Source organism: Ruegeria sp. CG8, assembly GCF_056537165.1.
Genome location: NZ_JBQFRA010000003.1, coordinates 461,119 through 481,946, shown reverse-complemented (window position 1 = coordinate 481,946; position 20,828 = coordinate 461,119). Strand labels below are relative to the sequence as shown.

The window sequence follows — 20,828 nt, the reverse complement described above, 5'->3', positions numbered from 1 at the left end:
GGCCTGGCCTTCGACCAAGGGCGCGGTGTTCCGCGCCCTTTTTCTTTGGTTCGATGCAATCTCGGGCTTTCAGGTCTTCAAATCGAGTTCCTGCACCAGAGCCCGGGCCATCCGACGCGTGACTTTGCGCCCGTCGAACAGTGCTGGTACGGGATGCTCAGCCGCGATGCTCGCCATATGAAATCGGTGGTTTCCATCGTAGAACTTGAAGTTTGTTTCGCACAAGAACAGTTGACCGGTCTTGGCACAGGGAAGGATATCGTGGGCATAAAGCCCGACACCCAAAGCCGCCTTTACCCCCCTCGCAATCGCGTTGATCCGGCCAATGTTGGGCGTGATCACCAACCTGTGAAAATACCTTATCATCTGAGGGTTTACGGGTGTGTCACGGGTATGGACGCTGGCTTCGCGTCCCGCTCTAACCCAAGAAAACAGAACCTGTTCGCCCACCGCTTGCGCACGAATGCAGACGTGCCACATCTCACCTTCATACTCGTGACGACAATCGACATACTCGGTGTTGTAACGATCCGGGTCCAACTCTGCGGCATTCCCGACAAGCTGAACCGGAACATGAGCGTTCGAAACTTCGTTCGAGAACGCAGTTTCAAACGAAGACCCAGTCTCGATAAGCCGGGGCATTGGAACCCCAGCCGCTGTCAGAACCTTGTTCTGACGGATCTTGTGCCCGACGACGCGGCCGTGTTCGACCGAGTGCAAAATCCTGTGGCCCAGTGCCTCGATTTCAGATTCCCGCGCACGCAGCCAGTCAACTTTTTCGTTCTGAACGACAAACAGCTCGTTGTAGTGAAGCAGAACGTAACTCTGCGGGTCGTCGATCGCACCGCGTGCCATCAAGTCGGCGAAGGGCAAAACCTCGGAGGGAACGCCCAGCTTACCCATCACCCGAGTCAGGCGCACGATGATGTTGCGGGACCCTTTGCCCTTGGCCAGGACGCCGGGCTCGTCAAACTCAACCACAAAGAAACGCGCCAAACCTCATACCTCAAATTTCAGTACCGCCGGGCGACCGGTCATTCTCTGAAGTCAGCTTACTCTGCAGCTGCGGCCCTTCCCAGCGGGATCTATTTCCGTAGACCCCAATTTCCGAACGTGCCGTCACCATCCGTGACGCATTGGATACACCCAAGGGCTTGCGAGGCGGGTTGACCAAGGCTAGGTCCAATACAATCAATTGGAGGCACCATGACCCGATCACCCGAAGCAATCAGCCACGAAATGCTGGACCTGGCCCGCAAGGCCGGAGCCGAAGCGGCCGACACGATCGTGATCGACGGATCCTCGGTCTCGGTCGAGGTGCGTGGTGGCGCTTTGGAGCACGCCGAACGCGCCGAAAGCACCGACGTGGGGTTGCGTGTTTTCATCGGCAAGCAGCAGGCCATCGTGTCCGGCTCGGACAGTCGCCCCGAAACGCTTGCCGCCATGGCCGAACGGGCCGTGGCCATGGCACGCGAAGCGCCCGAGGATCCGTTCGCTGGTCTGGCAGATCCGGAACAATTGGCCAGCGGTTTTTCCGTGGACTCCTTGGAGCTTTTTGACCCCACGCCCGAACCTTCAGCAGACGCTCTGATGCAGGACGCGCTGACCGCCGAGGCTGCAGCCCTGGCGGTGGAAGGCGTTACCCAGGTGTCTGATGCGGCGGCATCCTATGGCACCCACCGGGTTCATCTGTCCGCGACAAATGGGTTTTCCGGTGGCTATGGGCGCAGCAGCCGCTCGGTTTCATGCGTGGCGATCTCGGGCGAAGGCACCGGGATGGAACGCGACTATGACGGAGACAGCCGCAGCTTTCAGTCCGACCTGCGCAGCCCCGACGAGATCGGCCGGATCGCGGGAGAGCGTGCCGTGCAGCGAGTGGGTGCCCGAAAGCCGGAAACAGGACGTTTCCCGGTATTGTTCGACGAGCGGATTTCGTCCTCATTGATCGGGCATCTTCTGGCGGCCAGCAACGGCGCGGCGGTGGCCCGCGGTGCCTCCTGGCTCAAGGACAGCCTGGGCCAGCAGGTGCTGCCTGCACATCTGTCGCTGATCGAAGACCCCCATCGCCCGAGGATTGCGGGATCGCGCCCGTTTGATGCCGAAGGATTGCCGACCGCGCGCCGGATGATCGTCGAAAACGGCGTGCTGACCGGATGGACACTGGATCTTTCAAGCGCGCGCAAACTGGGCATGAACTCCACCGGGAACGCCGCCCGTGGCGTGTCCGGTCCTCCATCTCCCAGCAACTGGAACCTGAGCCTGACCCAGGGCGAGGTCAGCCGCGACGACCTGCTTCGCGACATGGGAACGGGATTGCTGGTGACCTCGATGATCGGTTCCACCATCAACCCCAATACCGGCGATTACTCACGCGGTGCGTCGGGTTTCTGGGTCGAAAACGGCGAGATCTCGCACCCGGTCAACGAATGCACCATTGCCGGAAACCTGCGGGACATGCTGATGCGGATCATCCCGGCCAATGACGCACGCACTTATCTGTCCCGGGTCGTGCCCTCGCTTCTGATCGAAGGGATGACACTTGCCGGTAACTGACCTGTCCCTGCTGATCGACGCCGCACGTGAGGCCGGCCGGATTGCCGTCGCCTATGCAGGCCGCGAGATGCAGAGCTGGGACAAACCCAAGGGCGCCGGGCCGGTGACCGAGGCTGATCTGGCCGTCAACGCGATGCTGGAACAACGCCTGCCCAGCGCGCGGCCCGGATATGGCTGGCTGAGCGAGGAGACCGAGGACAATCAGGACCGATTGACCCGTGACCGAGTTTTCATCATCGACCCGATCGACGGCACCCGCAGCTTTGCCGAAGGGTCGCGCACATGGGCGCATTCATTGGCGGTCGCCGATCGCGGACAGGTCATTGCCGGCGTGATCTACCTGCCGATGCGCGACATGCTGTTTGCTGCCGCGCGGGGACAGGGGGCAACCCTGAACGGTCAGCCGATCCGGGTGACCGCGGCGGCCACAGAGGCCGAAGCCGAGGTTCTGGCCGCAAAACCGAACCTGAAACCGGATCATTGGCAGGGCGGGGTCGCGCCGATCTTCCGTCGGGCCTATCGCCCGTCGCTGGCCTACCGTATGGCGCTGGTCGCACAGGGCAGGTTCGACGGGATGCTGACCTTGCGCCCAAGCTGGGAATGGGACATCGCGGCCGGGGATCTGATCCTGCGCGAAGCAGGCGGCACCTGTACTGACCGTACTGGGCGTCCGTTGCGGTTCAACAACCCCAACCCACGGCTGAACGGTGTTGTTGGCGCCGGGTCCGAATTGCATAAGGTGCTGATGGGCCGACTGGATCAGCCAATTCAGGGGCACCGGGCATGAGCAAACCGCGATCCCTCAGCCTGGCGGCCTATCGCGCGTTGTCCTGGGGTGTTCCCAAGCCCACTGGACACAACACGCCGCCTCGCCCCGCGGGTGAGTTGCTTTGGATTCATGTTGCCAACGAACAGCGCCTGCGGGCGGTGAACGACTTTTGCAAGCGGCTGCAGCAGTCCCGGCCAGGGCTGTCGATTCTGTTGACCGTCCCGCCTGACGCTGACCTGACACACTGGGCAGGTTGCGACATGGAATTGGTTCCGCTGCCTGACGAAAAAACCGGCGCGGCGCGTGGATTTCTGGAGCACTGGCAGCCCGACATGGGGCTGTGGGTCGGCGGCGGCCTGATGCCCAACGTGATCACCCGCGCGGCCGAACGCGGTATACCCATGGTCCTGCTTGAAGGCGAGAACGACGTTCGTATTGCCTTTGTCGGGAAATGGCTGCCGGACATCAACCGCTATACCTTTGACTGCTTCCGTGCGATCCACGTCACGTCCGAGGATGCAGCCCGGCAAATCCGACGTCTGGGCGTCCCCGCTTCGAAGGTGGCGCTGTTTCCGCCGCTCAGTATCAGCCCCACCCTTCGCCCCTGGCCCGAGGACGAACTGATCGAGACGAACCATGCGTTGGCAGGGCGGCCGGTCTGGCTGGCGGCGTGGGTCGACGCCAAGGAATTCATCTCGGTTCTCAGCGCACATCGGCAGGCCATGCGGATGCTGCCGAGGCTGGCCCTGATCCTGCATGTCGCGGACATGTCCGAGGCGGCGCCCCTGCGCAAAAGGCTGGAAACGATGGACCTGCGCTGTGCCAACTGGGAAGATGGGGACATGATCGAAGACATGACCCAGGTCATCCTTGCGTCAGACCCCGAGGCCCTTGGCCTTTGGTATCGCGTCTCTCCGGTGACGTTCATGGGCAGCACGCTCGAGTCGGGAATAGGCGGGCATGACCCAATCGCGGCCGCAGCCTTGGGCTCGGCCCTGATCCATGGACCGGACGTGAGCGGCCACAAGGCCCTGTATGACGCGCTTGATCGTGTGGGAGCCGCTCGAGAGATTCGCACCGCCACCGAATTGGGCGACGCTGTCGTTGAATTGCTGGCCCCGGACTTGGCCGCGAACATGGCCCTTGCCGGTTGGCAACTGGTGACCGAGAGCGCGCCCCAGGTGGATACTCTGATCGACATGGTACAGGAACATCTGGACCAGCACGGAGCGGAACATGAGGGCGCCTGAATTCTGGAACAACGCGCCGGATCACCCCGGCCTTCGCGCGAGGCTGCTGGCGCCGCTTGGCCGCGTCTATGCGCGGGCAACGGCGCGGCGGGTGGCGTCGGGGCCCGGGGTTGATCCGGGTGTACCCGTGATCTGCGTCGGCAACCTGAATGCTGGCGGCACTGGAAAAACGCCGACGGCAATATGGGTTCTGGAACAGTTGCGTGACGCGTATCACACGCCGCATGTGGTCACCCGCGGCCATGGCGGATCGCTTGAGGGGCCGGTTCGGGTCGACCCGGTCCGACACACGGCGGCGCAGGTCGGAGACGAGCCATTGTTGCTGGCGGCCTTCGCCGAGGTCTGGGTCGCCAAGGATCGTGCCGCCGGCGCCCGCGCCGCCGCCGAGACCGGCGCCACCGCGATCGTGCTGGACGACGGATTCCAGAACCCTTCGGTGGCCAAGACATTCTCGGTCGTCGTGGTGGACGCGGTCCGTGGCTTTGGCAACGGCTTGTGCCTGCCGGCCGGACCGCTGCGCGAGCCGGTCGACGTGGGGCTGCAACGGGCCGATCTAGTACTGTCGCTGGGCGACTTGGCCGCGCAGGAACAGTTCGCGCAGCTATGGGGCAACAAGCTGGGCGTTCCGCACGCCACCGGTCAGGTCACGGCACTGCAAACCGGGATGGACTGGAGCGAGACTCCGGTTCTGGCCTTTGCCGGTATCGGCCACCCCGAGAAGTTCTTTCAAACCTTGCGCCAACAGGGCGCGCGGCTGCTGCGGGCCGAGGCGCTGGACGATCACCAGCCGTTGACGCCGGCCCTGATGACCCGGCTGGAAAACGAGGCGCGGCTGCTGGGCGCGCAGATGGTCACCACCGAAAAAGACGCCGTTCGCCTGCCGCCCGCCTTCCGCAGCAAGGTCATCACCCTGCCGGTGCGCCTGCAGGTGTATCAAGCCGACGACGTGCGTCAGCGGTTGCTGACGGCCGCGCCGCCGCCCTAGTCGTCTTCGCCCAGTTTCGGGGCGGGGCGCGAAAGGTTCAGATCGGCATCCGAAAAGACGAATGGCGCGCGAATCCCCGGCACCCCGTCCAGGTCGATCTGCATGCCGCGTGCGATTACCTGCGGATCGGCCATGACCTCGTCCAGCGTATTGATCGGCCCGGCGGGGATGCCCTGCGCCTCGCAGGCGGCCAGCAGGTCGGCTTTGGCCCAGGTCGCCGTGGCCCCGTTCAGCCGTGCAATCAGGGTGCGGCGATTGGCCAGCCGGTCCTTGTTGTGCAGGTATTCGGGCGCCTCGGCCATGTCGGGCAGGTTCAACACCCGGCACAGGCGCTGATATTGCCGGTCATTACCGGTGGCGATGATGATGTAACCGTCGGCACAGTCGAACACCTGGTAGGGCGCCAGGTTCACATGCGCGTTGCCCATGCGCTGCGGCACTTGACCCGTGGTCAGATAGTTCAGCGCCTGGTTTGCCGTGACCGCCACGGCCACATCCAGAAGGGCCATGTCCACATGCTGCCCACGCCCGGTGCGCTGGCGCTGATGCAAGGCGGCCAGAACCCCGGCCACCGCATAGATGCCGGTGAACACGTCGGTGATCGCCACGCCTGCCTTCTGCGGCTGGCCGTCGGGCTCTCCGGTCACGGACATCAGCCCCGACATGCCCTGGATGATGAAATCATACCCGGCCCGGTGCGCATATGGCCCGGTCTGCCCGAACCCGGTGATCGAGCAATAGACGAGGCGCGGGTTCAACTGGCTGAGGCTGTCATAGTCCAGCCCGTATTTCTTCAGCCCGCCGACCTTGAAATTCTCGATCACCACATCGGCGTCAGCGACCAGCGCGCGCACCTTCTCCTGCCCTTCGGGGGTCGAGAAATCGGCGATCACCGACGCCTTGCCGCGGTTCGTCGAGTGGTAATAGGCCGCAGAGACATCCTGATCGCGGGTCACGAAGGGCGGACCCCAGGCGCGGGTGTCATCACCGGCCGGGGATTCCACCTTGATGACCTCGGCGCCCAGATCGGCAAAGGTCTGGCCGGCCCAGGGGCCAGCCAGAATGCGCGCCAGTTCGACAACCTTGAGACCGGCCAGAGGCCCGCTCATCAGTTGCCCAGTTCCTTTTCGATCAGCGCCTTGAACTCGTCATAGGACTGGTTTTCGACCTTCTTGCCGTTGACGACAAAGGACGGGGTGGCTTGGATACCGTCTTGCTCGGCGTTTTTCTGGTACCAGGCGACGAGGGTCTGCGCCTTGGTGCCGTCCTGCAGGCAGGCTTCCAGCTGATCGTTGCTCAGCCCGGCCAGACGGCCGATTTTGCGCAGTTCTTCCACGATCTCGGCCGGGCCGCCGGCGCGAGTCCATTCGGACTGGCCCTGATAGATCAGGTCGGTGATGCCAAAGAACTTCTCGGGGCCACCGCAGCGCGCCACCATCGACGCCCAGATGCCGTAGCGGTCGAAATAGACCTCGCGGTAGATGAACTTGACCTTTCCGGTGTCGATGTAATCCTTCTTGAGCTGCTTGTACGGCCCCTGATGGAAATTCGCGCAGTGCGGGCAGGTATAGGACGCATATTCGATGATTTCGACCGGTGCATCCTCGGCCCCCTGCACCATCTCGACGATGGTCGAGGTGTCCAGATCGGCGTTTTGCGCTTCGGCGCTGCCGACCAGTTGTGGCACAGGCACGGTGCTTGGCGATTGGGTCAGCCAATAGCCGCCTGCGGCCAGCGCCACGGCCGCGCAGATTACGGTTGCAATACGGCTCATACTCAGCCCTTTCTCAGCGTTTTTGTTTGGATAGAACGTTCCGGCCCAGTCGTTCAAGGGCAGCACGCAAGTCTTGGTCGTGAACCTCGCGCGTCACTTTGTCTGCCTCGGCAACGACTTCCGGTGTGATGGTGGGTTTCGCCTGTTTCGGACGGTGTTCGAAACTGGCCTGCCCCTCGGCAAATCCGGTCGGAGCGGTCTGGGTGATGCGGATGCGGCTGATGGCACTGTAGCCATAGACGGCATTTACCTTGTCGCGCAGACGGTCCTTCTGCATCTCGAGCATCGGGGCCTGAGGTCCGGTGGTCAGCACTGTCAATGTGGCGCCGAACCCACCCTTGCCATAGCCCACCTTGACCGGTCGGGCGATGGCGGCGATGTCGGGACCCACGATATCGGCCCAATGGGTCAACAGACGCGAGACGGCAAAGCCGCGGCTTTCACCGGCTTTGCGGATCCGATCGCTCAGCAAGGACGCGGTGCGTTTGAACCCGCGGGTGGTGGACCGTCTTGGTTGCATCTGGTTTCCAACTCCTGCGCCGCTATTGTAATGGGCGTGCATCCGGGCGCCAGCGAAACCCGACAGAGAAATGGATAAAACTTGCGTGACACCGCCACTTTCGACCTCAGCCGCAGCCTGCTTGCCTGGTACGACCGTCATGCCCGCGATCTGCCGTGGCGGGTCAGCCCCGCCGACAGGGCCGCGGGCGTGCAGCCCGACCCCTATCGCGTGTGGCTGTCCGAGGTGATGTTGCAGCAGACCACTGTGACCGCCGTGCGGGAGTATTTCCTGCGCTTCACCTCGCGCTGGCCGAATGTCCGCGCGCTGGCCGGCGCACCCGATGACCAGGTGATGGCGGAATGGGCCGGGCTGGGCTACTACGCCCGCGCGCGCAACCTGCTGAAATGCGCCCGCGCAGTGGTGGACCAGTACGACGGGCGCTTTCCCGACAGCCATGATGCGCTGCTGAAGCTGCCCGGCATCGGCCCCTACACCGCCGCCGCCATCGCGGCCATCGCCTTTGACCGGCCCGAAACCGTGCTGGACGGGAATGTCGAGCGGGTCATGGCCCGGCTGCATGACATCCACGACCCGCTGCCGAAATCGAAACCTCTTCTGAAGGCGAAGGCCGCCGCGCTGACCCCGGACGAACGCCCCGGCGACTATGCCCAGGCGGTGATGGATCTGGGGGCCACGATCTGTACGCCGAAGTCTCCGGCCTGTGGCATCTGCCCGCTGCGAGACCCATGCCAGGCCCGCGCTGCCGGAACACAGACGGACCTGCCGCGCAAAACACCCAAAGCGCCGAAGCCAACCCGGCTTGGCCACGTCTACATCGCACAGCGCGCCGATGGCGCAATCCTGCTGGAACGCCGCCCGGAAATGGGGCTGTTGGGCGGGATGCTGGGCTTTCCAGGTTCGGAATGGGCCGAGGACGCGGCCGAGGCGCCGCCCTTTCCGGCCGATTGGACCCTGCTGCCCGCCGAGGTGCGCCATACCTTTACCCATTTCCACCTGATCCTGCGCGTTTGGACCGCCGCCGTACCCGCAGATGTGGACCCCTTGGGGTTGGTCGTGATGCCCAAACATGCCTTTCGCCCCGGCGATCTTCCGACCGTGATGCGCAAGGCGCATGATCTGTGGCGCGGCAGTTCTGCATCTGGGAAAATGGATCGGGCAGGATTATCCTGACGGCAGATTTTCGGAGCCTGAACCATGATCTCGACTGATACCCTGTCGCGCTGGCAAACAGCCCTTCCTTTCTGGGTTTCGTTCCTATTGATCCCGATCCTGTGGTTCACCGCTTTCGCCGGCGGCTGGTGGGTATTGCTGGTGCCGCTGTCCACCTGGTGGTTGTTTGCAGCGCTGGACGGGCTGACCGGGCTGAACCTTGAAAACGCCGACCCCGAAACGCCTGAGGACGCGCTGCGCTGGTACGTTCTGCTGACCAAGGCCTGGGTGCCGTTGCAGTTTTTCACGCTCTATGGCCTGATCTGGTACGCCACCCGCGCCGAACACCTGTCATCGCTGGAAAAGATCGGGCTGTTCTTCGGGATGGGCGTGATCTCGGGCACGATCGGCATCAACTACAGCCACGAACTGATGCACCAGAAGGGCCGGCTGGAACGGTGGCTGGGCGACATCCTGCTGGCGATGGTTCTGTATTCGCATTTCCGGTCCGAACACCTGCTGGTGCATCACCGCTATGTGGGCACGCCCCGCGACCCCGTGACCGCGCGCTACAACGAAGGGTTCCACCGCTTTTATCCGCGCGTCCTGCGCCAGTGCCTGGTATCCGCGTTTCAGGCCGAGAAGACCAAGCTGGCGCGCAAGGGGCTGAACTGGACGAACCGGGCGAACCCGTTCTGGCGGTATTGGGCGCTGCAGGGATTGATGCTGGCGCTGGCGCTGCTGCTCGGCGGATGGGCGGGGCTGGGGCTGTTCCTGGTTCAGGCCGGCACCGCGATTTGGCAGCTGGAGCTGGTCAACTATGTCGAACATTACGGGCTGACGCGCAAATACCTGGGCGACGGCAAGTACGAACATGTCCGGCCGCGCCATTCGTGGAACGCCGCGCACAAGGCCTCGAACTGGCTGCTAATCAATCTGCAACGCCACTCGGACCACCATTACAAGCCCAACCGGCGGTTTCCGCTGCTGCAGAACCACCCTGCCGAAGCGGCCCCGCAACTGCCCTATGGCTATCCGGTGATGACGATCGCGGCGATGGTCCCGCCGCTGTGGCGGCGTGTGATGAACCCGCGGGTGCGGGCTTGGCGGCGACAGTACTACCCCGAGATCACGGACTGGAAGCCGTACAACAAGGCAATGCTTCCGATGCCACGGTCCTGAGAGCGGTCAACGCAGCGCCCAGATATCGACCGGCCGCTCGACGCCGCCAACCGCCTGTGCATCGTGGCGCTGGAACCCGTTCATCAGATCGGCAGCCGTCGACGCTTCGCTTAGGGCCTTTTCGCGCAGCGCGTCGCTGATGACAATCCGCGCACCCATCTTTCGCGTCATTGCTTCAAGCTTGGCAGCCAGATTGACCGCGTCTCCGATCACCGCGAATTCCAGCCGGTTGGCCCCGATGTCGCCCAGAACGACCGGACCGTAGTGAACACCGATGCCAACCTGAATCTCCTGCTCGCCTGCCCGTCGGCGTTCCAGATTCCAACGGTCGATGATGTCAGCCATTGACCGCGCGCAGGACAGGGCGTTGACCGCGTCCAGCGGAGTTGGAACCGGCGTGCCGAACGTGGCCATCAGCCCGTCGCCCAGATACTTGTCCAAGGTTCCGTGGTGATGGAACACCTCGGCCTCCATTCGCGCATGGAAGCCCCGCAGCACCTCGATCACCTCATACGGGTCGCGGCCGGCAGCGAATTTCGTGAAGCCCACGATGTCGATGAACAGAACCGCGATGTTTTCCTTGCGCACCTGCTTGAGCGGTTCGTCGTTCTGGCTCAGCTCCTCGACCACGTTGGGCGAGAAGTATCGCGACAGGTTGGCGCGTTCCCGCTCCAGTCCAGCATTTGAGATCAACAGGCGATTGAGCCGCCGCATCGACACGCCCAGCGTAACCGCGACCATCATGAACACGATCACCTCTTGCACGCGCATCGGAACCATGAAGCTGTTGGGGTCCAACAGTTCGGCCACGGCCGGATAGCCCTGCAACGCGGTGGCAACCTTTTCGCTGAGGCCAGAGATGGGCGTGGCCACCCACCAGGCGACGATCCAGCCCGCCGTCCACATCAGGGCCGTCCAGCTGCCCATGGCGATCACCGTGCGCCAGGAATAGGCCAGCGTACCTGCGGCCAGGATGATGAAGAAATACTGGAAATTGTCGAACCGGTACTGCATCGCCAGCGGGCGCACATCGTCGCTGAACGGGTTGGGAACGACCATGCCCAGCGTCATGATCAGCAGATCGGCGAAAATCAGCAGAAGCTCGATCCGGGATTGGCCCACACGGCCAGCGCGCCGGATCAACCAGCCGTTGCCGCAGAGTAGCAGCAGGATGAAATGATACCACATCACATCCCAGTTCGGATTCAGAAACACCAGCAGGACACCGGTCAACGCCATGGCGATCCAGCGGGCGCGGACGGCCAGTTCCAGCCCTTCGCGCTTGTGCCGTTCCAGCGCGGCTTCGGTGTATTTGTTGTCCAAATTGAATTTGTCCGGCGTGGTCACGAAAAACCGCTGAATCCGGGATTGGCTGGCCGTGGTATCAGACATTTCTGATGCTCCCTCGCTATGTAGCGGGATATGGGGTCGAACCATCCAAACATCACGGGGCCAAAAACAAAAGACCCCGCCGGGTTCGGCGGGGCAAGGCTTGGTACCATGTGTCAGGCCACAGGCACCGGCGGTATTGGTGTGATCAGTTGTGCAGTTCGGCCCGGATCTGCTGGCGCAGCACGTCGATCGGAACGGTTTTTCCGTCGCGCTTGAAGCACCAGTATGTCCAGCCATTGCAGGACGGCGCGTTTTCCAGATGCGCGCCCACCTGATGGATCGAGCCCTTGATGTTGTCGCCCACCAGCGTGCCGTCGGCCCGCACCTTGGCCTTGTGCCGCTGGTTCATCGAATACAGCTCTTCTCCCGGGCGCAGCATGCCGCGTTCGACCAGCTGGCCGAAGGGCACGCGCGGCTCGGCGCGTTTGCTGGCGCTGACCTCGAGCGCGTCACGGTCGAACTTGCGCACCTTGGCGATGCGCTTTTCGGCCACCTTGCGATAGCTTTCCTCGCGCTCGATCCCGATGAACTCGCGGCCCAGCATCTTGGCCACCGCGCCGGTGGTTCCGGTGCCGAAGAACGGGTCAAGCACCACGTCGCCCGGATTGGTCGAACCAACCAGAACCCTATGCAACAAAGACTCGGGCTTCTGCGTCGGGTGCGCCTTGTCACCATTTTCATCTTTCAGGCGCTCGTGGCCCGTGCAGATCGGCAGCACCCAGTCGCTGCGCATCTGTACGCCTTCATTCAAGGCCTTCAGCGCCTCATAGTTGAAGGTGTATTTCGCCCCTTCCCGCTTGCTGGCCCAGATCATCGTTTCATGCGCGTTGGTGAATCGCTTGCCCCGGAAATTCGGCATCGGGTTCGATTTGCGCCAGATCACGTCGTTGAGAATCCAATAGCCCGCATCCTGCAGCGCCGAGCCCACGCGGAAGATGTTGTGATACGAGCCGATCACCCAGATCGCCCCGTTGGGCTTGAGCAGACGATGCGCGGCCTTCAGCCACTCGCGGGTAAACTGGTCATAGGCGGCAAAGCTCGAGAACTGGTCCCAATGATCATCGACCGCATCCACCTGGCTGTTGTCCGGGCGGTGCAACTGTCCTTTCAGCTGCAAATTATAGGGCGGATCCGCAAAAATCAGGTCGACCGACGCCTCGGGCAGACTGTTCATCACCTCGATGCAGTCGCCAGATAGAATCGTGTTTAAAGGGAGCGCGGATGCGCCCTTTGTCTTGGTAGTTGTCATGTCTCTGCCTCAAGTTCCACGGCGCTTTTGCGCTCATTTGGTTGAGACTAGGATGAGTCAAACCGGATTCGGCGTCAAATTCTTTTTTGAATCAGAGGGTTACGATTTACTCTTGATACAAGATATTGTGGACGGGCTTGAATGAACGTCTATGGTGTGGGGTTACCCCAAGATTTTGCAGCGCCTCGCGGTGTTGTTTGGACGGATAGCCCGCATTGGTTTCCCAGCCGTAGCCCGGATGCTGTTGCGCCAAATCCACCATCAGTTGATCGCGCCAATTCTTTGCAAGGATCGACGCCGCCGCTATCGAGACTGACTTCGCATCCCCTTTGACCACAGCCTGCGCGGGCAAGGTCAACCCTTTGGGGATCAGATTGCCGTCGATCAACAGATAGTCCGGCGCAGGATGCAGGGCGGCGACGGCGCGCTCCATCGCCAGATGAGAGGCATACAAGATATTGAGGTCATCAATTTCCTCAACCGACGCCTCGGCAATGGCAAACTCGGCCCGGGCGCGCAGATCTTCGTCAAGGGTGCGCCGCCTTCGCGCCGTCAGCTTCTTGGAGTCATTCAAACCGTCGGGAATGTCCTGCGGATTCAGAATGACCGCGGCCGCCACGACCGGACCGGCCAACGGGCCGCGGCCTACCTCATCTACACCGGCTATTCGGGGGTAGCCCTGCACAATCAGCGCCTGTTCCAATTCAAACGTCGGAGTCGTCATCCCCTCGGCAAACCGTTTTTTGGTCCGAACCGCAACAAAAAAGAAGGAGGCGACCCAGGCCGCCCCCTTCCCGCACAGCGCTTCTGCGGCGCTGCTCCTGCTCGAAACCGATTACTGGTAAACCACGCGGTATCCTTTCTGGCGCAGGCAGGCAGGTTCGTATGCCCGTTTCACCTTCTTGCCGTCCCAGAACCCCACTTTGCACTGTTGTGGCAGGCTATTGGCATGTTTGTAGTGTTTCTCGAGGCAATTCGGCCCCAGCAAAGGACGTTTCTTCGAATAGCCGTTGTAGGTCTTCAGGCAACGCTGCGGCAGGTCATAGCGGGCGACACGCCGGGGCAGCGGGCGGATATGATCGGGCCGAACGTTTTGCGGCTTGTAGACATAGTTGTTCTGCCGGGTGACACGCTCTTTGCGCTTTTCCTTGTTATAGTGATTGACCGCCGCACCGATGATGGCAATGGCCGCCAACCCGCCCAGAATATCATGGGCGTCGGCCGCCTTGGCCTGGGATGCGGAAACGCCGGTGATGGCAACTGCGGTGGCGACGACGAGGGCGATGAACTTCCGGTGCATGACAAGTGTCCTTTCAAAGCTGGACGCGGCGCCACTGGCTGACCGCGAAACTGATGCAACAGCTTTCGGCCACCCGCCGACAGACAAGCAATAACGGCCCGGTGTTATCCGATATCATCGCCGCAAACCCTTTGAGATATTGAATATCGTGCCAAGCCATGCGCAGGATGCAGCCTATGAAACAGATCCTCTCTTTCCTGGTCATTGCGACGTTGATATCGCTGAGCACCACCGTTTCGGCGGCCGAATGCTATGCCGACTACAAGGCCAAACAGGACAACCCGCTGCGCCTGCACTATGGCGTGATGCAGGTGTCCGCCTGCAAAAAGGGGCAAGCCAAGCAAGAGGTGGCCAAAAGGCTGAAATCCTCGGGGTGGACGTTGCTCAACGTGATCAGCGTTTTTGGACCGGAAGGGTTGGATCAAAGGAAGGCTAATGCCGGAAAATTCTATCTCCGTTTCTGAGGCGCGGCGGTCTGGCACCCGGCTGGTCGGAGCAGGCATCGCCGCAATCGTCGTGATCCTGATCACGGCCGCCGCCTTCTTGTTCTGGACCCTGCCCGATGCCAATGCGTTCAACGCCCGGGTCGAGCGGCTGTTCGTCGAAAGCGATCTGACCACCCAGGCTGAAATCCGATTGCTGGAGATCCTCGCGCAATCCGGAACCGCATTTGCCGACACGCTGGCCAGCTACCGGATGGTGATCTTCGTGCTGCTGATCTTTGCCACGGCCATGCTGTTGGCCGCCTTGGTCTTTCTGGTGATGCTGGTGACGTTGAACCGTCGAATGGCCCAGATCGAACGCACGGGAATCCAGGTCACGTCGCTGCTGATCAGTCGCGAAGAGAACACCGTCTACCTGAACAACATGGATTTCAAGCTGACGCCCGCAGCGATGGAAACGCTGGCCGTCCTGGCCGAGTCCCGCCTTGACGACGAAGTGCTGTCGGGGGTTCAGATCGAAGCCATGATCTCTGGCCGAGACATATCTGACTGTGACGAAGCTGCCGGGGCCACGCGCATCAAACGGCTGCGGGACGCGCTGGGCAATCAGATGGTCAGCGAGCTGTTGGTCAAAAACATCGCCAAAAAGGGCTATATGCTGGCGATCGAAAAAGACGTGATCCAGATGGTCTGACCACCTCGGCCGTGGATCGCGATCGGTAAATTCTGTGTTGCGCCCCTTGGAAATCGGGCTGCAAAAGCCCATCCTCTAAGGACCCGGGCAAGGGAGGCGGCCGATGAATGTCCACGCCACACGGAATACGAACGGCTACGGAATTTCGATCGAAACGCTTGACGGCAGGGTTGCCATCTACCGCGATGACATCCTTCTGGCTGAAAGCACGAATGCCAAGGTCATGTATGAAACCCGGCTGCCGCCTGCGATTTATGTTCCGCGCGAAGACGTGCGCGTTGATCTGAGCGGGGAAACCGAGTTGCAGACCTTCTGCCCGTTCAAGGGCACGGCAACCTATCACGATGTCCTGATTGGCGACGAACGGTTGGCAAACTCGGTTTGGGCCTACGAGGATTCTCTGCCTGAAAGCAAAGCCATCCAAGGTCACATCGGCTTCATGCCGGCGGCCTACACTCATATCGATCTGGGCGACAATCAATTGCGCCAACCGCGAGACGGCAACATCAGCGGCCCGTTGATCGATTGGTTGATGCGTGGCGCGGGGTCGATCTCAACACCGGAAGATTTCACCAAGACCCTGGCCGAAAAAATGCTGGAACACGGCATCGCCATTCAGCGCCTCAGCATCCTTGTCTGGTCGCTGCATCCCCTGATCGCAGGCAAGCACTACATCTGGGAAAAGGGTGCCGAGGAGATTTCGACCAATATTCCAACCTACGAGATTCACGACCACCCCGCGTTCATCAACAGCCCCTTGCGGCATGTCTCGAACGGGTTGGGCGGCGTTCGGCAACGGCTGAACGTAGACAACCCCCACAACAGTTTCCCCATCATGGAGGACCTGCGCGCCAAGGGGGGCACCGATTACGTGGCAATGCCTCTGCCGTTTTCCGACGGGCGTATCAACGTCCTGACGTTGACCTGCGACCACCCCAACGGCTTTACTACCGAAAACCTGGGGCTTGTCTTTGAGTGCTCGGCCGTCATCGCCCGCTACTATGAGGTGTTCATGCAGCGCGAGAATGCCCAGGCCCTTCTCGAGACCTATGTGGGAAAACGAACCGGGGCCCGCGTTTTGGGCGGCGACATTCGTCGCGGCGACGGAGACGACATCGACGCGGCCATCATGTTCTGTGACCTGCGCAACTCAACCAGCCTGGAAGAGGATCTCGGCCGCACGGAATACATCAACCTGTTGAACGAATTCTTCGAAACGGTGTCCGGCATCGTCCACGACAACGACGGTGAGGTTCTAAAATTCATCGGCGACGCCGTTCTTGCGGTTTTCCCGGCAGGTGAGGACCCCGGCAAGGCACGGTCAGACGCTCAGCGCAGTGCCGTTGAAATCGTCGAGAAATTGGCCGAGCTGCGTCGCTCCGACAAGAACCGGCAATGCGATTGCTCGATCGGCGTATCGTTCGGGCGTGTCACGTACGGAAATGTCGGTTCGCGCGAGCGGCTTGATTTCACGGTGATCGGACATGCAGCCAATGTCGCGGCGCGGTTGGGCGAGTTCGGCAAGCTCAATGGCCATCGGATCGTCGTTTCCGAAGATATCGAGCCGGCCTGTTCCCGGGCCGTTCCATTGGGGCCGGTCGACTTGCACAACGTTTCGCATCCGGTGATGTCTTTTGCCTTGCAGACATCCGCTGACACGGTTCTGGATGCCTGAGCATCCGGCACCCTTGCCCCCCCGATCCCAAATAGCCATTCATAGCTGCGCACGGCACTGGTGCGCTTTCTGATCCTGGCGCGAGGTACTGACCTTAGCCCGAACGGTTCAACTTGCGGCGCCCAGCAAAATCAACGCAGTTTGCGCGGGAGAAATCGAACTTTGCATCTGTGCGATCTGAGTTCGGGCGAGATAAGTCTCCGTCAGCTCGGCAATTGCATCGGCATCGACGAACTGCGAAAGGTTCGGCGAACCAGTCACTCTGCTCAGCTTGTCCCGAAATACGTCCAGCTGCTTGTCGATATCCAGCTGCCCAAAGCTTGACGGCAGGCCCAGCGCTGTTTCCATCATGCTGCGCAACGGCGGCAGGCTCATCAGATCGTACCACTTCTTGGTCTCGCTTCCGGACTGCCCGGCAAGGTCTTTCAAAGCGTGCTGGGCAAAAAGTGCGATCCGCATCGAGTCGTTGGCTTCTCCGACCGAGCTTTCGAACCGGGCGACGACACTCTTCTGAGCGATCTTGTCCATGTCAGTGATCAGTGCGGTTTTCCGAACTTCGCCCGGACCCAAGCCGAATGCTTCGGAAAACTCCCGATATCTGCTGTCAGCAAGCCGGTTCGCAAGTGCGTCATCCGAACTCGTACCGTCTGACAAGACCTTTTGAATGAAGTACCGATTGTCCAGGTCACCTTCCAATCCGAACGCGCCCAACGCGACCTGCAGCAGGCGTCGGTCAGAGACCAGATCTTCTGCCGATCGGACGTTTCGGATGTTTTCCACAAAATACTGCGTGTCCCGGTCATTGACCGCCGAGGTGGAAAAGGCCTGCAACTGGGCGTCATAGGTGCGCTGCAAAAAACGCCACCCCACGATACCCCCAGTTGGAATGACCGGCAGGAATGTCATTGCCGATAGGCCATCAGACGCTCTTCGCGCGGCAGCAACGATCGAAGCGCCTTCAGGCATTTGTAGTACTGCTCGGCCACCAGGGCTTCGGTCGCCTGTGCCAGGACCCGGCGACTGTCGACATCCGTGAAGACCTGGCTCAGTTCCTCGATCCGTCGCAGCAGCTGTTGTTTTGCGTCTCCGGCTTCCAGATCTCCGGACAGGACCAGCTGGGCCGCGTAACACACGCGCCGGACCGGGGTTGTCACTTCGTCGGGATGTATCGCGTCGCGCAACCGAAGGACATTTGCCTCGGGCGTCATGATTGAAAAGCGGGTCCGCCGATCGCCGTTCTCAATCACTACGCCATTGATCAAAACCCGCTCTTTCGGCGCCAGCTTCAGAACCAGCCCGCCCATTACGCGGTCCCCCGCTGACGCAGCCCGCGCAAAACCGCCAGATTGATTTCAAGCAGCGGCTCGACCCCAGCCTTGCTGGCCAGAACCTGGCCCGTGTGCTGCTCGGTGAACTCGGCCAGATAGAAGATCCGCGCGCGCAGCTCATTCGGCAATGCATTGTCCGAATCCACGACGCCGTTGGCCAGAACGGACCACAAGCGGCGGTTTTCATGCAGGGCCTGAACAAAGCCCGAGAAATCCGAGGCTTTGCGCGCAGCCGCTGCCTTGAGCCGATGCGTGATCTTTGAAATCGCCTCATATTCGGTATCACGCGGGGTTCGCGTCGGGGCGGCGGACTGAGCATATGCCCGTTGGGCAAGCGTTTGCGGGGTCACTTGAAATCCTTTCAAAAGGCCGTCGTGTTTGCAGTCACGGTCGGGGCGCGTTGGTCACACCCCGACCAAGTTTCCGCCTTAGCGGAACAGCGACAGGATCGACTGCGGGGCCTGGTTGGCGATCGACAGCGATTGTGTCGCCAATTGCTGCTGTACCTGCAGGGCCTGCAGACGGGCCGAGGTCTCTTCCATATCGGCGTCCACCAGCGAGCCGATGCCGGATTTGAAAGAGTCAGTCAGGTTCGAGATGAACTCCTTCTGCGTCTCGATCCGCCCTTGCGCCGAACCGAACGCGGCCGACGCGTCAATCGCCGTATCGATCAAGGTTTCGATCGTGCCCAGTGCTGCGGCAGCGCCGGCGCTGGTCGAAACGTCAATCGACGACAGCGCGCCAAGACCGCCAGAACCGGCATTGGTGAACTGGGCCGAAACGGTTACGTCGCGATCTGCGTCAGCACCAGCGGTTGCTGTCCCGGTCACGAAGGACAGGGTGCCCGGCGCGCTGGAGTCATAGTCGATCGCTACACCGGTGATCCCAAGCGCGTCGATCTGGTTCTTCAGCCCCACTGCCACGATGGCATCTGTGTAGGCAGAGTCATAGGTTCCCGAAGGGTCCAGATCGCTGGCCTGCACGGTGTATGATGCAACTTTGTCCCCGATGGTGATCGACACTTTGTCACCGACGGCGAAGTTGTCTGTCGAACTGTCGATCACGATGTCACCGGACCCGCCGGACTTGTCCATTGTGAACCCGGCGGCGTCATTGTCAGTGGTCGCGTTGTCCGAGCCGGCCAGAACGCCCTTGCTGGCATATCCACCGGTCGACAGGTCCTGGCTGGCCACCGAAATCGACGACGCGGTCACGTTGCCAGCGCTGTCGCGATCCAGCGACGAAAGGATCGATGCGGTGCCCGCTGACCCGTCCACAAGATTGAGGCCGTTGAACTGTGCGGCACCGACCACCGATGCGATCTGGTCCCGCAGGGCGGCTACGTCATCATTGATCTTGCCGCGGTCGACGTTGTCCTCCTGCGCGGCGACGATCTTGTTCTTCATCTGGGTCAGCAGGTCGGTCACGGTTTCCGAAGCGTTCCGGGCCACGGCGACAGTCGATTCACCCAGTGCCAGGCTATCCTTGATCGCATTGAAACCGTTGACATCGGATTCCATCACCTTGGAAATCGCCCATACGGCCGAGTTGTCCTTGGCCGTAGCGACATCCTTACCCGTCGAAATCGCGTTCTGGGTTGCTGCAAGGTTCTTGTTGACCGATTTCAGAGTCTGCAGCGCAACCATCGCGCCGTTGTTTGTCAGAATGCTGGACATGTTTTTCATCCTTTTCCATTCGGGCCTTCTTCGCCCAGTGACGCCCGACCATCATTGGCGGACGTGTTGTCGTTCTGACCTGTGCGAGCTACCGATCGGTGGTCGCGCCACCTTCTTTCGAGGTGCGGGACCACTTTTGGGCCTGATCTCCTAACGGAGTGCTAAGGCGGTCCGACGGAAAAAGACGGATTTGAATCAAACCCGCCGCTAGGCACGTTTTTCCAGCTTGGGATCCTGACGGACGGCGAAACCATTGCGTTGTCCGGCCGCGTCATAGGTCGTGAATTCCTGCCGGATTTTTCTGAGTTCAGCCATCCGGTTCATGACCGCCCGGATCCCTTCGGCCGCGCTGTTCAGCAGGCTTTGATTGCGCTCGACCTTCTGGTGCAGCCGAATCAAGTCGTCACTGTCGTGCACCTGCATCTCGTTGAGTGCGCCGATCAGCTTTTCCTTCTGCGGCATCATCTGGCCCAGCCGATCCAGGTCCCCTTCGACCAAAGCCCTGCGCTCGAGATCGAGAACCTCCTCGAGAGCCTTAATCAGTCCTTGCTTGTTCTCAGTCGGCATCGGTCTTCTCCATCATTGCATTGAAAAGGGTTTCCGACAGGCCGATCCCGCCGGATCGGGCCAATTGCCTGGCCTGCTCCTGCAACAGGAAAGACGAGAACTGGTCTTCGCCCGCGCCACCTCCGAAAGCCTGCCGCGCCTTGCCCAGGCCTGCGGCCTTCAGCATTTCGGCTAGAAAAGTTGCCTCAAGCTCGACCGCTGCGGCCTTGAGTCTTTGTTCGGTCATATTGCTGCGCGGTACCGGCGCGAGGTTTGGGATTTCCATCGCCCTCTCCGAAAATTGTTTCGATCTTTGTCGATCAAAGCGAAGAGCGGTTAA

General features: G+C 61.3%; 23 protein-coding genes. 9 read left to right on the top strand and 14 right to left on the bottom strand.

The window, feature by feature from the left end:
• Positions 1-69 precede the first annotated feature (69 nt).
• Entirely contained in the window at positions 70-981 is a 912-nt protein-coding gene (locus ACR0EF_RS12535; protein WP_170370080.1) for a hypothetical protein, read from the bottom strand.
• Between the two features lie 225 nt (positions 982-1,206).
• Here ACR0EF_RS12535 and ACR0EF_RS12530 point away from each other — a divergent pair, with 225 nt between their 5' ends.
• The 4 genes from ACR0EF_RS12530 to lpxK are packed head-to-tail and all read left to right on the top strand — an operon-like array spanning position 1,207 to position 5,557.
• Entirely contained in the window at positions 1,207-2,553 is a 1,347-nt protein-coding gene (locus tag ACR0EF_RS12530) for a TldD/PmbA family protein (protein ID WP_170370082.1), read from the top strand.
• Positions 2,540-3,340 (top strand): 3'(2'),5'-bisphosphate nucleotidase CysQ, encoded by an 801-nt coding sequence (locus ACR0EF_RS12525; protein WP_170372968.1) that lies wholly within the window; start codon positions 2,540-2,542, stop codon positions 3,338-3,340. The genes ACR0EF_RS12530 and ACR0EF_RS12525 overlap by 14 nt, the downstream gene beginning before the upstream one ends.
• Positions 3,337-4,572 carry a 3-deoxy-D-manno-octulosonic acid transferase gene (locus ACR0EF_RS12520; RefSeq protein WP_170364234.1) on the top strand — a complete coding sequence of 412 codons (1,236 nt, stop codon included), beginning with the start codon at positions 3,337-3,339 and terminating at the stop codon, positions 4,570-4,572. Before ACR0EF_RS12525 ends, ACR0EF_RS12520 begins: the two co-directional genes overlap by 4 nt.
• Positions 4,559-5,557 (top strand): tetraacyldisaccharide 4'-kinase, encoded by a 999-nt coding sequence (gene lpxK / locus ACR0EF_RS12515; RefSeq protein ID WP_170372967.1) that lies wholly within the window; start codon positions 4,559-4,561, stop codon positions 5,555-5,557. Before ACR0EF_RS12520 ends, lpxK begins: the two co-directional genes overlap by 14 nt.
• Here the strand turns inward: lpxK and ACR0EF_RS12510 are convergent.
• Genes ACR0EF_RS12510 through ACR0EF_RS12500 form a run of 3 tightly spaced genes read right to left on the bottom strand, consistent with a single transcriptional unit; the run spans position 5,554 to position 7,851 of the window.
• Positions 5,554-6,666: a CaiB/BaiF CoA transferase family protein gene (locus tag ACR0EF_RS12510; protein WP_170372966.1), complete on the bottom strand. Its 1,113-nt coding sequence runs from the start codon at positions 6,664-6,666 to the stop codon at positions 5,554-5,556. The genes lpxK and ACR0EF_RS12510 overlap by 4 nt on opposite strands.
• The gene (locus tag ACR0EF_RS12505; protein ID WP_170372965.1) at positions 6,666-7,331 is read right to left on the bottom strand and encodes a DsbA family protein; all 666 of its coding nucleotides are present in this window, start codon (positions 7,329-7,331) and stop codon (positions 6,666-6,668) included. The genes ACR0EF_RS12510 and ACR0EF_RS12505 overlap by 1 nt, the downstream gene beginning before the upstream one ends.
• 13 nt (positions 7,332-7,344) lie before the next feature.
• Positions 7,345-7,851, bottom strand: a complete 507-nt coding sequence (locus ACR0EF_RS12500; RefSeq protein WP_170372964.1) for a DUF721 domain-containing protein — start codon at positions 7,849-7,851, stop codon at positions 7,345-7,347.
• An 81-nt stretch (positions 7,852-7,932) separates the two neighbouring features.
• Between ACR0EF_RS12500 and mutY the strand changes: the two genes are divergently transcribed.
• Together mutY and ACR0EF_RS12490 are read left to right on the top strand one after the other, a co-directional pair.
• On the top strand, positions 7,933-9,024 hold the full coding sequence (mutY, locus tag ACR0EF_RS12495; RefSeq protein ID WP_170372963.1) for an A/G-specific adenine glycosylase: 1,092 nt from the start codon (positions 7,933-7,935) through the stop codon (positions 9,022-9,024).
• Positions 9,025-9,048: 24 nt separating this feature from the next.
• On the top strand, positions 9,049-10,185 hold the full coding sequence (locus tag ACR0EF_RS12490; protein WP_170372962.1) for an alkane 1-monooxygenase: 1,137 nt from the start codon (positions 9,049-9,051) through the stop codon (positions 10,183-10,185).
• A gap of 6 nt (positions 10,186-10,191) precedes the next feature.
• Here ACR0EF_RS12490 and ACR0EF_RS12485 read toward each other — a convergent pair whose 3' ends face one another.
• The 4 genes from ACR0EF_RS12485 to ACR0EF_RS12470 all read right to left on the bottom strand — a co-directional run bounded on the left by ACR0EF_RS12485 (position 10,192) and on the right by ACR0EF_RS12470 (position 14,126).
• Positions 10,192-11,577: an adenylate/guanylate cyclase domain-containing protein gene (locus tag ACR0EF_RS12485; protein WP_170372961.1), complete on the bottom strand. Its 1,386-nt coding sequence runs from the start codon at positions 11,575-11,577 to the stop codon at positions 10,192-10,194.
• A 145-nt stretch (positions 11,578-11,722) separates the two neighbouring features.
• Positions 11,723-12,826, bottom strand: coding sequence for a site-specific DNA-methyltransferase (locus ACR0EF_RS12480; protein WP_170370096.1), 1,104 nt, complete (start codon positions 12,824-12,826; stop codon positions 11,723-11,725).
• A gap of 106 nt (positions 12,827-12,932) precedes the next feature.
• Positions 12,933-13,550 carry a ribonuclease HII gene (locus tag ACR0EF_RS12475; protein ID WP_170370098.1) on the bottom strand — a complete coding sequence of 206 codons (618 nt, stop codon included), beginning with the start codon at positions 13,548-13,550 and terminating at the stop codon, positions 12,933-12,935.
• 111 nt (positions 13,551-13,661) lie between these two features.
• Positions 13,662-14,126 carry a hypothetical protein gene (locus ACR0EF_RS12470; protein WP_170372960.1) on the bottom strand — a complete coding sequence of 155 codons (465 nt, stop codon included), beginning with the start codon at positions 14,124-14,126 and terminating at the stop codon, positions 13,662-13,664.
• 176 nt (positions 14,127-14,302) lie between these two features.
• Between ACR0EF_RS12470 and ACR0EF_RS12465 the strand changes: the two genes are divergently transcribed.
• From ACR0EF_RS12465 to ACR0EF_RS12455, 3 genes are all read left to right on the top strand, one after another.
• Complete coding sequence (locus ACR0EF_RS12465) at positions 14,303-14,590, top strand: hypothetical protein (protein ID WP_170372959.1); 288 nt, start codon at positions 14,303-14,305, stop codon at positions 14,588-14,590.
• The gene (locus tag ACR0EF_RS12460) at positions 14,562-15,263 is read left to right on the top strand and encodes a winged helix-turn-helix domain-containing protein (RefSeq protein WP_093964234.1); all 702 of its coding nucleotides are present in this window, start codon (positions 14,562-14,564) and stop codon (positions 15,261-15,263) included. The genes ACR0EF_RS12465 and ACR0EF_RS12460 overlap by 29 nt, the downstream gene beginning before the upstream one ends.
• Before the next feature lie 103 nt (positions 15,264-15,366).
• Entirely contained in the window at positions 15,367-16,938 is a 1,572-nt protein-coding gene (locus tag ACR0EF_RS12455) for a DUF427 domain-containing protein (RefSeq protein WP_170370101.1), read from the top strand.
• A gap of 108 nt (positions 16,939-17,046) precedes the next feature.
• Here ACR0EF_RS12455 and ACR0EF_RS12450 read toward each other — a convergent pair whose 3' ends face one another.
• The 6 genes from ACR0EF_RS12450 to ACR0EF_RS12425 all read right to left on the bottom strand — a co-directional run bounded on the left by ACR0EF_RS12450 (position 17,047) and on the right by ACR0EF_RS12425 (position 20,774).
• The gene (locus ACR0EF_RS12450; RefSeq protein WP_367646415.1) at positions 17,047-17,808 is read right to left on the bottom strand and encodes a DUF1217 domain-containing protein; all 762 of its coding nucleotides are present in this window, start codon (positions 17,806-17,808) and stop codon (positions 17,047-17,049) included.
• A gap of 32 nt (positions 17,809-17,840) precedes the next feature.
• Positions 17,841-18,242: a flagellar biosynthesis repressor FlbT gene (gene flbT / locus ACR0EF_RS12445; protein ID WP_170370105.1), complete on the bottom strand. Its 402-nt coding sequence runs from the start codon at positions 18,240-18,242 to the stop codon at positions 17,841-17,843.
• Positions 18,242-18,616 (bottom strand): flagellar biosynthesis regulator FlaF, encoded by a 375-nt coding sequence (gene flaF / locus ACR0EF_RS12440; protein ID WP_170370107.1) that lies wholly within the window; start codon positions 18,614-18,616, stop codon positions 18,242-18,244. The genes flbT and flaF overlap by 1 nt, the downstream gene beginning before the upstream one ends.
• 78 nt (positions 18,617-18,694) lie before the next feature.
• Positions 18,695-19,942, bottom strand: a complete 1,248-nt coding sequence (locus ACR0EF_RS12435; RefSeq protein WP_170360760.1) for a flagellin — start codon at positions 19,940-19,942, stop codon at positions 18,695-18,697.
• A 207-nt stretch (positions 19,943-20,149) separates the two neighbouring features.
• On the bottom strand, positions 20,150-20,509 hold the full coding sequence (locus tag ACR0EF_RS12430) for a flagellar biosynthesis protein FlgN (RefSeq protein ID WP_170372957.1): 360 nt from the start codon (positions 20,507-20,509) through the stop codon (positions 20,150-20,152).
• A complete protein-coding gene (locus ACR0EF_RS12425; protein ID WP_170364220.1) occupies positions 20,499-20,774 on the bottom strand; it encodes a rod-binding protein in 276 nt (91 codons plus the stop codon). Before ACR0EF_RS12425 ends, ACR0EF_RS12430 begins: the two co-directional genes overlap by 11 nt.
• Positions 20,775-20,828 lie beyond the last annotated feature (54 nt).

Excerpts from the sequence above, each read along its gene's own strand:
- ACR0EF_RS12530 (WP_170370082.1), top strand. The coding sequence starts at position 1,207 with ATGACCCGATCACCCGAAGCAATCAGCCACGAAATGCTGGACCTGGCC.
- ACR0EF_RS12520 (WP_170364234.1), top strand. The coding sequence starts at position 3,337 with ATGAGCAAACCGCGATCCCTCAGCCTGGCGGCCTATCGCGCGTTGTCC.
- lpxK (WP_170372967.1), top strand. The coding sequence starts at position 4,559 with ATGAGGGCGCCTGAATTCTGGAACAACGCGCCGGATCACCCCGGCCTT.
- ACR0EF_RS12510 (WP_170372966.1), bottom strand. The coding sequence starts at position 6,666 with ATGAGCGGGCCTCTGGCCGGTCTCAAGGTTGTCGAACTGGCGCGCATT.
- ACR0EF_RS12505 (WP_170372965.1), bottom strand. The coding sequence starts at position 7,331 with ATGAGCCGTATTGCAACCGTAATCTGCGCGGCCGTGGCGCTGGCCGCA.
- ACR0EF_RS12500 (WP_170372964.1), bottom strand. The coding sequence starts at position 7,851 with ATGCAACCAAGACGGTCCACCACCCGCGGGTTCAAACGCACCGCGTCC.
- ACR0EF_RS12490 (WP_170372962.1), top strand. The coding sequence starts at position 9,049 with ATGATCTCGACTGATACCCTGTCGCGCTGGCAAACAGCCCTTCCTTTC.
- ACR0EF_RS12485 (WP_170372961.1), bottom strand. The coding sequence starts at position 11,577 with ATGTCTGATACCACGGCCAGCCAATCCCGGATTCAGCGGTTTTTCGTG.
- ACR0EF_RS12480 (WP_170370096.1), bottom strand. The coding sequence starts at position 12,826 with ATGACAACTACCAAGACAAAGGGCGCATCCGCGCTCCCTTTAAACACG.
- ACR0EF_RS12475 (WP_170370098.1), bottom strand. The coding sequence starts at position 13,550 with ATGACGACTCCGACGTTTGAATTGGAACAGGCGCTGATTGTGCAGGGC.
- ACR0EF_RS12470 (WP_170372960.1), bottom strand. The coding sequence starts at position 14,126 with ATGCACCGGAAGTTCATCGCCCTCGTCGTCGCCACCGCAGTTGCCATC.
- ACR0EF_RS12465 (WP_170372959.1), top strand. The coding sequence starts at position 14,303 with ATGAAACAGATCCTCTCTTTCCTGGTCATTGCGACGTTGATATCGCTG.
- ACR0EF_RS12460 (WP_093964234.1), top strand. The coding sequence starts at position 14,562 with ATGCCGGAAAATTCTATCTCCGTTTCTGAGGCGCGGCGGTCTGGCACC.
- ACR0EF_RS12455 (WP_170370101.1), top strand. The coding sequence starts at position 15,367 with ATGAATGTCCACGCCACACGGAATACGAACGGCTACGGAATTTCGATC.
- flbT (WP_170370105.1), bottom strand. The coding sequence starts at position 18,242 with ATGGGCGGGCTGGTTCTGAAGCTGGCGCCGAAAGAGCGGGTTTTGATC.
- ACR0EF_RS12435 (WP_170360760.1), bottom strand. The coding sequence starts at position 19,942 with ATGTCCAGCATTCTGACAAACAACGGCGCGATGGTTGCGCTGCAGACT.
- ACR0EF_RS12430 (WP_170372957.1), bottom strand. The coding sequence starts at position 20,509 with ATGCCGACTGAGAACAAGCAAGGACTGATTAAGGCTCTCGAGGAGGTT.
- ACR0EF_RS12425 (WP_170364220.1), bottom strand. The coding sequence starts at position 20,774 with ATGGAAATCCCAAACCTCGCGCCGGTACCGCGCAGCAATATGACCGAA.